11 protein-coding genes are annotated in these 11,682 nt (G+C 50.1%); 6 read left to right on the forward strand and 5 right to left on the reverse strand.

Translation table 11 applies throughout. The features are described 5' to 3' along the window. Positions 1 to 203: 203 nt before the first annotated feature. Entirely contained in the window at positions 204 to 2,543 is a 2,340-nt protein-coding gene (locus ACR9EC_RS09780) for a hypothetical protein (RefSeq protein ID WP_435299045.1), read from the reverse strand. A 105-nt stretch (positions 2,544 to 2,648) separates the two neighbouring features. Beyond that, on the reverse strand, positions 2,649 to 3,527 hold the full coding sequence (locus ACR9EC_RS09785) for a LysR family transcriptional regulator ArgP (RefSeq protein WP_435299046.1): 879 nt from the start codon (positions 3,525 to 3,527) through the stop codon (positions 2,649 to 2,651). 71 nt (positions 3,528 to 3,598) lie between these two features. Here ACR9EC_RS09785 and ACR9EC_RS09790 point away from each other — a divergent pair, with 71 nt between their 5' ends. Next, a complete protein-coding gene (locus tag ACR9EC_RS09790) occupies positions 3,599 to 4,231 on the forward strand; it encodes a LysE/ArgO family amino acid transporter (RefSeq protein WP_435299047.1) in 633 nt (210 codons plus the stop codon). A 101-nt stretch (positions 4,232 to 4,332) separates the two neighbouring features. Here ACR9EC_RS09790 and ACR9EC_RS09795 read toward each other — a convergent pair whose 3' ends face one another. After that, entirely contained in the window at positions 4,333 to 5,109 is a 777-nt protein-coding gene (locus ACR9EC_RS09795) for a DUF3060 domain-containing protein (protein ID WP_435299048.1), read from the reverse strand. A gap of 307 nt (positions 5,110 to 5,416) precedes the next feature. Here ACR9EC_RS09795 and ACR9EC_RS09800 point away from each other — a divergent pair, with 307 nt between their 5' ends. Further along, complete coding sequence (locus tag ACR9EC_RS09800; RefSeq protein WP_435299049.1) at positions 5,417 to 6,448, forward strand: hypothetical protein; 1,032 nt, start codon at positions 5,417 to 5,419, stop codon at positions 6,446 to 6,448. 286 nt (positions 6,449 to 6,734) lie between these two features. On the opposite strand, the gene ACR9EC_RS09805 is transcribed toward ACR9EC_RS09800, so the two are convergent. Beyond that, positions 6,735 to 7,832: a hypothetical protein gene (locus tag ACR9EC_RS09805; protein ID WP_435299050.1), complete on the reverse strand. Its 1,098-nt coding sequence runs from the start codon at positions 7,830 to 7,832 to the stop codon at positions 6,735 to 6,737. 242 nt (positions 7,833 to 8,074) lie between these two features. Between ACR9EC_RS09805 and ACR9EC_RS09810 the strand changes: the two genes are divergently transcribed. Both ACR9EC_RS09810 and ACR9EC_RS09815 read left to right on the forward strand, forming a co-directional pair. Further along, the gene (locus ACR9EC_RS09810) at positions 8,075 to 8,614 is read left to right on the forward strand and encodes a peptidylprolyl isomerase (protein WP_435299051.1); all 540 of its coding nucleotides are present in this window, start codon (positions 8,075 to 8,077) and stop codon (positions 8,612 to 8,614) included. Between the two features lie 111 nt (positions 8,615 to 8,725). After that, positions 8,726 to 9,583 (forward strand): rhomboid family intramembrane serine protease, encoded by an 858-nt coding sequence (locus tag ACR9EC_RS09815; RefSeq protein WP_435299052.1) that lies wholly within the window; start codon positions 8,726 to 8,728, stop codon positions 9,581 to 9,583. A 233-nt stretch (positions 9,584 to 9,816) separates the two neighbouring features. Here ACR9EC_RS09815 and ACR9EC_RS09820 read toward each other — a convergent pair whose 3' ends face one another. Beyond that, entirely contained in the window at positions 9,817 to 10,083 is a 267-nt protein-coding gene (locus ACR9EC_RS09820) for a cell division protein CrgA (protein ID WP_435299053.1), read from the reverse strand. A gap of 85 nt (positions 10,084 to 10,168) precedes the next feature. Between ACR9EC_RS09820 and ACR9EC_RS09825 the strand changes: the two genes are divergently transcribed. Next, positions 10,169 to 10,921 (forward strand): DUF881 domain-containing protein, encoded by a 753-nt coding sequence (locus ACR9EC_RS09825; RefSeq protein WP_435299054.1) that lies wholly within the window; start codon positions 10,169 to 10,171, stop codon positions 10,919 to 10,921. Positions 10,922 to 10,976: 55 nt separating this feature from the next. Next, a complete protein-coding gene (locus ACR9EC_RS09830) occupies positions 10,977 to 11,612 on the forward strand; it encodes an aminodeoxychorismate/anthranilate synthase component II (protein ID WP_435299055.1) in 636 nt (211 codons plus the stop codon). Positions 11,613 to 11,682 lie beyond the last annotated feature (70 nt).

Genomic DNA, 11,682 nt, shown 5'->3' on the forward strand with positions numbered 1-11,682 from the left:
TACATGGGCAGGATGCGGACAACACGTCGCATCAGTAAAAGCTTCAGTGCCAGCATCACAGTGGTGCAACGGGCACGAAGGTGAACAGAGCGCAAGCGAAGGAAACTTCTTCTCCCGCCTCTTCAGCAAATAAGCCTTCACGAGTGAGGGGCACGAATCAAAACTGATTCGTGCCCCTCACTGTGTGTCTAGCGAAGTTGCGGTTAGCGCACAGACTTGAACGTAGCCGATTTCGTCGTCGTGCCCTTTACCGAGCTAGTCGTTGCAATACGGATGCGGTATGTCGCTGTAGCCTTACCCGCTTTAGCCGAGTAACTGATCGTGTGCTTACCAGCCTTGAGTTTCTTCACCGTTTTCCATGAAGAACCAGACTTCTTTTGCAACACAGCAGTGTTATTGACCGTAAAAGTATCGGAATACTTCTTCCCATACTTCACCTTTTGAGTGCCGCTCTTAAACCCGGTCACTTTACCCTTTTTGTGGGTTACCTTAAACGACGATGTTGTAGACGCACTCTTATGGGTTTTCGTCTGTGAGAAAGACACCTTGATCGAGTGCTTTCCCTTCTTTAACTTCGACGACAAAGCAACGCCGGCTTTACCCTTTTTAACTGTGACGGTCTTGTATTTTTTGCCATCAACATAGACTGTGGCTTTTCCAGAAGGTGCAATGCCTGACTTTACTGAAATCGTAGCTTTAGGCTTGTGCTTCCAATACGAGTTAGACACCTTCACCGAAACTTTTGGCCGCGCAGTGCTTACAGCAACCGTAGTGGTTGTAGAAGCTGCGTTAAAGGCCGCATTCGCTGGCACACGAAGAGAAACCTTGTTCTTACCTACAGCCAGTGACTTCGATAACTTAACAGTTACTTTTTGAGCCCCTGCCTTAGCCGCAATCTTCGCCGAACCTACCTTCTTGCTGCCAACGTAAGCATCTAGCGTGCCCGATGCAGGAACCTTAGAGGTGACAGTCGCTTGAACGCTTGCAGAAGTACCGTAGTAACTCTTTGCAGAAGAAGCCTTTACCGCAGGGGTTGTTTTAGCAACCGTAATAGTAACTGCAGCGCTATTAGCGCTTGAGTTCCCTGCAGTAACCTTGAAAGATTTGGTTGGGCTTGTTACTGAGTTTTTAGGCTGCAACGTAGTGATCATGTCGTAGCCGGTACCAGCAGGCGCAGGCTGATAAAACGTGTTCACGTCGTTGTAGGTGAGACCGTACGGGTCACGGTTGTCGAGTGCGTACACCCGGATACCTTTACCGTTGCGCACGCTCGTATTGTTTGCATTCAACACGAAACCATCACGGTAGAAAGCATTGTTGTCTGAACCAGCAAGGTTGCGGTATTCAACATAAACACGATCGCCCGAAGCAGGGTCAACGAAGGTCGCAGCGCGAACACCGGAACTTGCCGACACCGGCGCTAAGTTCACCGTTTTTGTTCCCAAAACTGAGGTGATCTGGTTTGATGGCAGAAAACCGAGCTTGTGCTGGTAGCCCACATCGAGTGCAGGAGTTTTTCCTTCAAGGCCACCCCCAGCCATTGGGCTAAAGAATCCTGCATACTCATACGAAGGCGTACCGCGAACAACAGATTCAATGTTTGAGTGGCCAAGCGAATAATTGTGGCCAAGCTCGTGAATAAGGGTTTCGGAGGTTACATCGGTGAGGAGGATGGGCCCTCCACTGTTGATACCTTCACCAACTGCTGCGACACCTAACGCTGCGTACTCTTTGCACGGTGCAGTAACAACGATGAGGTGTGCATCAGAATTGAAATCAACGCTTGGCCATTGACGCGCTGCCTCGTCCCAAATACCAAACGGGTCGTCGTAGTTACACAGCTGAGTCGTGGTTACTCGATTAAGTGAAAGTGGCTTGATTGCCTTGACGGGAAGGCTTTTCACTACGTTTTTTGATTCGCGAGACCAATATGTTTCCGCTTCTTTGATGACGGAACGAATGTGGGTGCTGCTTGGAACCTTGTTCATTCCCGTTTTAGCAGCATCATTAGGTGTCGCAACAGCAACATAGACATTGTGCGCGCGTGAACGCAGCGCACGTGCTGGCACCTTTTGTGTCTGTATGGATTCAATCTCGAAAGGATCCGAGGATTTTTCAGCAAGCGACGAGGCATCGTTGCTGTCGATGGTTGAACCGGAACCGATGCCAACCTTTGCTTTTATCTTGTCTGGAACTGCGATGGTTGCAGTTACTTCAGCTCCCGTTGGAATGTCTGCAAGCTCGTTTTGTGTGTCGGTGACTGGAACGATTGTGTCGTCAACTTGAATGCCGTACAAAACATCGTCAGGGTTGTCCTCATGCGCGTGCACTGTAGCGGAGCCAGAGACATCTGGTTGGCGATCAATAATCGCTTTGCGAAGAGTTCCTTCGACTTCTACAACTGGAGCACTTGTTTGTGCAGAAACTTTTATGGTTTGCGTAGGTGCGGCTTGCGCTGCTACTGCAATTCCAGAAATTCCTAAAGATAGTGCTGTAGAAACAGCAAGTAATCGAAAGTGCGCCTTTGAATGCACTACGCGCATAGATCCTCCACATATAAAAAGGCCTGATCAGCCTTGGTGTCTTTATAGTAAATGGGAAATTACGTAAAAGGCAGTGATTTTTGTAATAACCAACTTAAGTTGGAGTTAAGCAATGCGTAAGGAGTATGCTGCGGCTTCAGAAACTGCTTGTCGTAATGCATCAAGAGGTTCGCTGGAAAGCTTCCATTGTTGCCAATATAAGGTGACATCAATGTGCCCACCTAAATGCATAAGTTCTCCAGATTCAAGGGAATCAACGACTTGAACTTCAGGGATCATGCCCCACCCTAAGTCTTGCTTAATGGCTTCTAAAAAGGCGCCATTTGACGGTATGTAATTTCGGGGAGGGGTTAAATGAGGGAAGTCGAGATTGCGTAAATATGCATTCTGTAGAGAATCTTTCCGATCAAAAAGTAAAACAGGAGCATGTGCGAAGCTGTGTTCCACTATTCCTTGTTTAAACCATTCCTTTGCAAAATCAATAGAAGAAATTGGTAAATAACGCATTATTCCTAGGCGGTGTGATTCGCATCCCTGTACGGGTTCTTGAGTTGATGTGATTCCAGCCATAACGGTGCCTGCCCGCAAAAGATCAGCTGTGTGATCCTGATCGTCGCGAAATAGCTGAAATCGGGCAACATCTTTTACTGATCCAAGAGCAGGAATAAGCCACGTTTCGAGAGAGTCAGAGTTCGCTGCTAAGGGGATAGTGGGCAGCGTGTTTTGCTCATGTGGCACATAGTGAATCGTTTGCTCTACAACCGCACGGATTTGGCGTGCTGCCTGCAAATATGGCACTGCGGCATCGGTTGCAGAAACAGGTTTTGTCCGTCGTAAAAGCACCTGTCCGGCTTGGTGCTCTAAGGCTTTTATGCGCTGGCTAACGGCGGATGGGCTTACTCGTAAGGTTGCCGCAGCGCCATCAAATGAGCCTTCATCGACCACAGTCAACAACACTTCAAGATGCCCAAGATCAACACGCATATGAAGCAATCCTTAATTAAGTTCAGAAAAGTTAACTGTACTAAGAATAGCCGGATCACTACCTTAAATCTGTGTTCAGTTTTTCGGTAGCCGCTGCAGGCTTTGGCTTCGGGATTTCGCTTATTGCAGCGATCGGAGCCCAAAATGCATTCGTCCTGAGACAAGGACTAACGCGTCGTCACGTTGTACCCGTTATTGCGGTGTGTGTGGTCTCGGACTGGATGCTTATGGGGTTCGGAATTGCCGGATTCGGCACCATCGTGGAACAAGTGCCGTGGCTTGTTAACGTGATGCGTGTTTTTGGCGGCGCTTTCCTCATTTTTTACGGACTGCAAGCTCTGCGCCGCGCGATTAGACCAGCGGCAATGGACGCAGAATCACGGTCGGCACGTAAGCCACTGCTCGGCGTTATCGGAGGTGCACTAGCGGTTACCTTCCTCAACCCACACGTATACCTCGACACAATTGTGTTGATGGGATCTATCGCAACAGGCTATGAAGGACAAAAATGGGCATTCGGAACCGGAGCAATGCTGGCTTCGCTTGTCTGGTTCGTTTCCTTGGGGCTCGGTTCGCGGTACCTTCAACCATTCTTTGCCCGACCAAAATCATGGCAAGTGCTTGATTCATTCGTTGCACTCATCATGTTTGCGATTGCGGCTTCTATCGTTTCACCTTTGTTTGTGGGCGGCGGCTCACATTAGGTGTAACGCCTTGATCAGGAGCGAAACATACCGATTTGTTTCATTCCTAACACACAGGGGGTGTGGCAGTAAGCCACACCCCCTTCTTTTATGCCTGTGGTTTAACGCTTAAACTCGTTGCCCTTGCCTTCAGTAGTGTTGGCTTCCTTAATGCCGGACTTCCACGTCACCGTGTTGTCATCACCAGCAACATGTAACTCTCCATCGATGCTGTCAGCAGTGAAGATTTGCTTAATGCCAGTAATTCGTACGGAAGTTGCCTTGTCAACAGTGGTTGTCAGGCTTTCTCCAGCAGTCGAAATCGTTGTCACTGTTCCTGCATCAACAGTGACGTCTTTACCGTTCACTTCAATGCCCTGAGCTTTTTTAGGTGTGACTTTAATGCCCACACCTTCAACAATGACCGTTCCCCATTCTGCGCCAGAAATGGTGTTCTTCTCGCCACGTACAGCAACGGATTGGGCTGACTCAACAGTGCCTTTAATGCCTGTACCTTCAATGCGTACAGAGCCGCAGTTGCCCGTTATCTTAGGCGTAGTGTTCGAGGTGTAGACAACTACATCTTGACCGTCAGTGCACTTTCCGCCCTTCGAAAAATCATCACCAGATTCATGTGCTGAGTGATCTTCGTGTGCGTTGTCGCCTGGGCTGCCGTCTTTGCCGCTTTGCTTATCGTCAGACTTTTCTGTGTCTGATTTTCCAGCGTGCTCATCCTTGCTGGAATCTTCTTGTGTGTTTTCGCCAGCGCTTTGCGCTGTTCCGTTGGCTTGCGCTGAATCAGCATCATTTGCACATGCCGAAATTCCACCTAAAGCGGTGAGGGCAACAAGGATCCCTATAAGGTTTCGCTTGTTTGCTGATTTTTGTCCTAAACGCATCAGTTCTCCTGATTCTATGTGTGACCCCCACCCCACGTTCTCATCACAAGCAGGGAAACGAAAAGGAAATGCCGTGGTGAGAACTCCACTATGAGGCAGATGGGGAGCGCTCACCTTTTTGAAGTCTTTCCATCTGAAAGGTACTAATGTGGCGGCTGAAAGATCTCTTACTTTGTGCTCTCCCCGCAGAACACAAAACGCGGACTCGAGTACCCGCCGAGCCGCACGCTAGAAATTCTCTAGCACGTGCTTCACCCCCACACATATAACCTCGGTTCGAAAACAAGTCACCAGAAAGGCGAATTGGATGAACGGGATCTTCCCTAACCAGTTACTGTCGGGGCCACGTGGTCGTCGGCTCATTCTGGAACTTGCCTGCGCCCGCAATGAAAAGCTCGAAGAACTGATGTTCGCTAACGTCATGAATGAACTTGATTCTGGCGGACGAGCTCGCATCGTCGTTGAACTTGCTCGTTCGACCGCGCAAATTGAGCAGTCTCCACCAGATGAGTTTGAACTCCTGCTCGCACTGCGCGAATCAGTGTCTCGTGCCATGTACTGGCAAGCGCCAGACACCGAAGATGAACTTCTTGCGCATCCCTCAATAGTTGCTGCCCTACGGCCGTTAGCCGCAATTCTTGCACCACTATGCCCCACCTGGTGGACCTCTCCAATGGCACCTGGCCAGCGACGAATCCAAGACCCAGAAGGAATGGATCTTGATTCCAATGCCTCATGGCAGGCAGGTGCAGGTATTCGTCAGTGGTATCAGGCAGCACTGGCAGAAGAACTGCACTCCCAAGACTTTATTCCTGACCCACAAGCCAACTACACGGGCATGTGGTGGAGCACCCCCGCACATCCTTCTATCCCAGCGACCACACAAGTATTAGGGGAACTTGGGCCTGTTGCTTTATGGGCGCAAGAGGACCAAATCAACGCTGATTATGCGGTTTCTTATCCCATTTCGCTGATCGGACCATGCCGAGTTCTCGAAATCGCCACGGCCCAAGATTACGTGAATTTAGTGGAGAAATACCCGCTTCGGATGACTCGTTCACGTTTGCATGACTGGTATCGCGTAACAGGTGTGAGCGATGAGTGGTTTATTCCTCACTGGGGGCTTATCGCTAAAGAATATGAGGCGGTACACCTGACAACCGCCGGATATTTAGAGACTGCTACACGACGATTGCAAGTTGCAGGTGGTTCGACGATGCTCGCGGGCTGGTCTCCAGACGTAACCTATTGGATCGGCAATTGTGCAGTGGCAGGTGGACGCCCAGAGGAATGGCAACACACTAAAGGTGGAACAACAAACCTATGGCTTGCAGCATGACGGATAGAAAGTAGAAAGACCCCGTCTGCTCTATTAACCAGATGCATGTATGTGCGTCTCTTTCACCGCGTGCGCCTTCCCTCACGCGGTGTAATTGGACAGGCAGCCAGTGCACGTATGCACACGCGAAGTACTGGCTGGCTTGTGGGATCACGGTGAGTGGTTCCTAGTGTGGCTCCACAAATTCGGGTGTGCGGAGCCACACGTATTGTCTGCGAAGTCGTGAGTCGCGGACGAGAGGTAGTTTTGGGTTGGTGCTCTCGCACGAGTGCCAACCCAAAACTTCTTAGTTTTCGGGTTTTTCGTCGGTTGGTTTTTCTTCGTCTGCAGTATCTGCGGATTCAGTTGATTGTGCACTGCCTTCTGCTGGCTTTTTTACAGCCGAGCGTGCACGTTCAGTTGTTTTTCGAGCTGTCTTTTTGGCTTCCGCGATTTTTTCTGCTGTTTTTTCTTTGAGCTCTTCCGCAGTTTCTTTGATTTCTTCGGAGGCTTCTTTCGCGGAGTCGGCTACCTTTTCGCCGATTTCTCGGCTTTTTGCAACTGTTGCTCCGGCAGCTTCGCCGAGTGATTCAGCAGCTTCGCCTAACGCAAACTTGGTGTCATCAACCATGTCGGAGAAACGTAGGTTTTGGTCTTCTTGTTCCCACGGCTCAGCCCAAGGGTCTGTTGTGGGTTGGGAGCGACGCCACAAAATGTAGGCACCGCCTGCTGCTGCTACACCACCAACAATCCACCAGCCTTTTCCTGATTTCTTTGCTGATTTTTCTGCTTTAGCTGCAGCATCTGCAAGTGAAACAGGAGATTTTTTGGATGCTTTTTCAATGGATTGCGCAAGTTTTTCTGCTTGTTTTGCAGACTTGCGTGAAGCGCGTTTGCTTTGGGTGGCGGCTGCTGCTGCGGCAACTGTTGCAGCGGAGGCAGAAGCGCCGGCGAGCCCTTTGCTGACGGCATCTGAGTTGAGTACTTCAGCGCTTTTATCGACGAGGTCGGTTGCTGTGGAGCTGGCTCGCTCGGCTGCTTCGTTGAAGCTTGCAACGAGTTTAGGAAGTAGTTCATCAACGAGTTTGTCGTGGGCTGTGTCGATGGCGGGTGTAACTTTTTCCGCTGCTTTTTCTACTTTGGGGGCTGTGGCGACGAGGGTGTCGTTCCACGCTTGTTCGAGGCGTGGTGCTGCCCATTCAACAAATGCTTCAACGCGTGGGGTGCCCCAGTCGCGGGCTTGGGTGGCAGCTTCACGGGCTTTTGCTGCGAAAATATGTGCGTAGTCAGATGCCTGTGCGGCACCTTCAGATAGTACAGCGGCTACCTCTGATGCCTGGTCCTTTAGTTTCTCGGCATCGATCTTTTCCGTAGCCTTAGCGAACTTCTTATGTGGTTCAGACATGGAGTTCTCCTTCAGAGTTATTTGTGCTGTACACAACTTTGCCACTTCACATGCATCATTGCACTCAGAATCACCCGGTCTCAAAGACTTTTCTTGAGGTTTCACGCTTGGAATAATCTGCGCGTTTATAGTGATGCTTCGTCTTTTGGTGGGGGGAATAGATGGTGCTGATTTTGTGCTTTTCTTATTCTGTTAACGAAACTAGTTCCGTTCTAGTTGCACCTTCATGGAAGAATGAAGTTATGTTTGCAACCCTGCACACCACAGCTGGTGACATTCGAATTGAACTGTTCCCTAACCATGCGCCAAAGACCGTTGAAAACTTCACGGGTTTGGCTCAGGGAACTAAAACATGGACAGACCCTAAGACGGGTGAAGAAAGCAACAAGCCGTTCTACGATGGTTTGATTTTTCACCGTGTTATCTCAAACTTCATGATCCAGGGTGGATGCCCTCTCGGAACAGGTACTGGCGGACCAGGCTACACCTTTAACGACGAGATTCACCCAGAGCTTTCCTTCAACAAGCCATACCTGTTGGCTATGGCAAATGCGGGTAAGCGTATGAGCCCGATCACTGGGCAGCCTGCTGGAACAAATGGTTCTCAGTTCTTCCTTACTGTTGATGCAACGACATGGTTGAACGGCAAGCACACCATTTTTGGTGAGGTTGCTGATGAGGCTTCAAAAGCTGTTGTGGATGCTATCGCTACCACTCGCACTCGCCCTGGTGACCGTCCAGTTGAAGACATTGTAATTAACTCTGTGACGATCGAAGACTGATGTAATACCTTATGGCCGGGCACAATTGTGCCCGGCCATTTGTTTATGTAGGTATAGCTTTTCTGCGTTTATGCTTTGTTGTTGTCTGTAGTTTCGTTGATTGGATGCACAGTGTCAGAGCCTCAGTTTGGTAGCGGCGCTCAGCCTCAAAACGTTCCGGTGTGTAAGAACCACCCTGATCGTGTCACGTATGTGCGCTGTCAACGGTGTGGCGACCCTATCTGCCCGGATTGCACGCATCAGGCTGCCGTTGGTGTGCAGTGCACGCAGTGTGTGCGGGAGGGTGCGCGTAATATTCGTCCGCAGATGACTATTGCTGGTGGGCGGGTGCGCACCGGAAGGCCTGTTGCGACGTTGACCTTTATTGGTTTGTGTGTTGTCGCGTATGTGGCTCAAATGGCGTTGGGCTGGGATGGTTTTACATCGAAGTATGCGTTCGCTCCAGCGAGGGCTGAGTCTGAGCCGTGGCGTTTTATTACCGGGGCTTTTCTGCATTCGCCTAATCAGATTTTCCATATTTTGTTGAACATGGCTGCCTTGTGGATAGTCGGTTCACAGTTGGAATTCATTCTGGGCCGTTGGCGCTTTGTGACGCTTTACTTGTTGGCGGCTGTGGGTGGCAATGTCATGGTGTTGTTGTTGTCTGCGCCGTTGAGTGTGTCATGGAATACTCCAACGGTTGGGGCTTCTGGAGCAATTTTTGGTTTGTTCGGCGCTCTTATTCCAGTGGCGCGAAAAATTGGTGCAGAGATTAGATCGATTTATGTGCTGATCGGTATCAACGTTGCTATCAGCTTTATTGTGCCGAATGTGTCATGGCAGGGGCACTTTGGTGGATTGATTGTTGGTTTGTTGTTGAGCCTTGCATATGTCAAAGCACCGAAAGAAAACAGAACAAAGTTTGCGGTTGGTGCTTCTGTAGGTGTTGCGTTGATTTTGATTGCTGTAACCCTGTTGAAACTCGCCTAGTTTTATCGGGGAATCACACGAATGTAGTTATGCACACCTGTGGACAGCCTTGTGCATAACTGTGTGTGGTTATGTGGAAAACACGATTAAAGGTGTGCACAACCCCTATCAACATGTTGACAAGTCTGTGGGTTAATCACGGGATCAAACGCATGTTCGACAATCACCTATGTGACAACACAAAGGGGGTTTCGCCTGATCAGGCGAAACCCCCTTTGTAAAACTAATGATGCTTACCGCCAGCGAGTAGCAAGACCAAGGCCGCCAAGCATGAGCGCGAAACCAACAGCAAGGTTCCACTGTCCCAGTGCAGGAATCGGCAGGCCCCAGCGCGAAGAAGTCAAATAGTAGACAACTACCCACACGACACCGAGGATCAGCAAAGTAACCATCGTGGGTACAAGCCAACTTGGGTTTCCCTCAATTTTGCGTGGTTGTGGCGCGGTTTCGGTAGCACCAGTTTCTACAACCTTCTTCTTGCGTGACTTTGATTCAGGCACTTTCCGACTCCTGTCGATGTTAAAACAACGCGATGTGCACTAGCCTAGTGGCTGGGCCCATTTGTAGGTACTCTCGGACTGGATTATGGCAGAAAAAGCACAAAAAAAGCGATCTTCAGTAAGGCAAGTAGTATCAATTGCTATTGTCGTGGCGCTTTCTGCTGTCATGTTCGCTGCCTCGCGTGACATCAACAAAGACAAATCAGGCAGAGACCCTGAAGATCTTGCAGACCTCGTCCGTATTGAAGTAGCCCGTCAAGACGATGTGCTCGCCCAAAACGCCGAACTGCAACGCAGCATCGACGAACAAACAGAGAAACAGAACATCGAAATCCCAAGCCTCCCTAAAAGAGTGCAAGAATCTTCGGGTATTTCGTCTGGAATGACTCCTGTACACGGCCCTGGCATGAAAGTTGCCCTCAACGACGCGCCACCTGAAACGTGGAACCTAGAAAAGTTCACGCCAGACGATCTCGTCGTCCACCAACAAGACCTACAATCTGTTATCAACGCTTTGTGGGCTGGTGGTGCAGAAGCAATGACGCTACAAGGACAACGAGTCACCCCACTCACCGCTTTTAAATGCGTGGGTAACGTGCTCCTCCTGCATGGGCAAGTGTATTCCCCGCCATACGTTGTAGAGGCAATAGGCAACGCAGACTCTATGTCTGCTGCAATAGAAGAATCAGAACCCATCCAACTGTACAAACAATATGTGATTGGGGCCGGGCTAGGCTGGGAAAGCGAAATTCTCGACGACATTACAATGCCTGCCGCAACCAACCTCTCAACACTGAAATACGCTCACGTTCCAGAAAACACCGCAGTGTGGGAATAACCGCTAACTGACACCTTGAAGGCAGCAACGCGCCCCGACTATTACAGTAGGAACCATGACCAAGATCCTTGTCGTCGACAACTACGACTCATTTGTGTACACGATTGTCGGCTACCTCAACCAGCTAGGCGCAGAAACAGTTGTCGTACGTAACGATCACGTACCGCCGCTAGCAGACCGTGAGCAGTACGACGGTATCTTGATATCCCCAGGACCGGGTACTCCAGAAGATGCAGGTCAATCAATACAGGTCATTCGCGAATGCGCCGAGACTGGAACACCCATGCTTGGAGTGTGCTTAGGACACCAAGCCTTAGGCGAAGTGTTTGGTGCGACAGTCACTCACGCGCCTGAACTTATGCACGGAAAAACAAGCCAAGTCACACATGAGCAAGCAGGAGTCTTTGCTGGCCTGCCAACACCATTTACAGCGACCCGTTACCACTCTTTGGCCGTAGTAACTGAAACCGTGCCCGCTGAACTCGTTGTGACAGCACACGTCGACTCGCAGTCAGGCCCAATCATTATGGGTCTGCAACATGAAACCTTGCCTTTGCACGGCGTGCAGTTCCATCCAGAATCAGTATTAACTGAAGGCGGCCATCGTCTGCTCGCTAACTGGTTGGAATTATGCGGCGACACCCAAGCGGTATCGCGTTCAACGGGCCTAGCGCCGCTCGTGCGCGCCTAAAGTAATAACTTATGCAAGCGGCCTAGATGGACGTTTTACGGGCCGTACAGAGCGACACATGGCGTTAAAA

This window comes from Timonella sp. A28 (assembly GCF_051200815.1).
GTDB lineage: Bacteria > Actinomycetota > Actinomycetes > Actinomycetales > Cellulomonadaceae > Timonella.

Coding starts and splice junctions, on each gene's coding strand:
- ACR9EC_RS09780 (WP_435299045.1), bottom strand. CDS start 2,543: ATGCGCGTAGTGCATTCAAAGGCGCACTTTCGATTACTTGCTGTTTCT.
- ACR9EC_RS09830 (WP_435299055.1), top strand. CDS start 10,977: ATGACCAAGATCCTTGTCGTCGACAACTACGACTCATTTGTGTACACG.
- ACR9EC_RS09825 (WP_435299054.1), top strand. CDS start 10,169: ATGGCAGAAAAAGCACAAAAAAAGCGATCTTCAGTAAGGCAAGTAGTA.
- ACR9EC_RS09810 (WP_435299051.1), top strand. CDS start 8,075: ATGTTTGCAACCCTGCACACCACAGCTGGTGACATTCGAATTGAACTG.
- ACR9EC_RS09800 (WP_435299049.1), top strand. CDS start 5,417: ATGAACGGGATCTTCCCTAACCAGTTACTGTCGGGGCCACGTGGTCGT.
- ACR9EC_RS09785 (WP_435299046.1), bottom strand. CDS start 3,527: ATGCGTGTTGATCTTGGGCATCTTGAAGTGTTGTTGACTGTGGTCGAT.
- ACR9EC_RS09795 (WP_435299048.1), bottom strand. CDS start 5,109: ATGCGTTTAGGACAAAAATCAGCAAACAAGCGAAACCTTATAGGGATC.
- ACR9EC_RS09805 (WP_435299050.1), bottom strand. CDS start 7,832: ATGTCTGAACCACATAAGAAGTTCGCTAAGGCTACGGAAAAGATCGAT.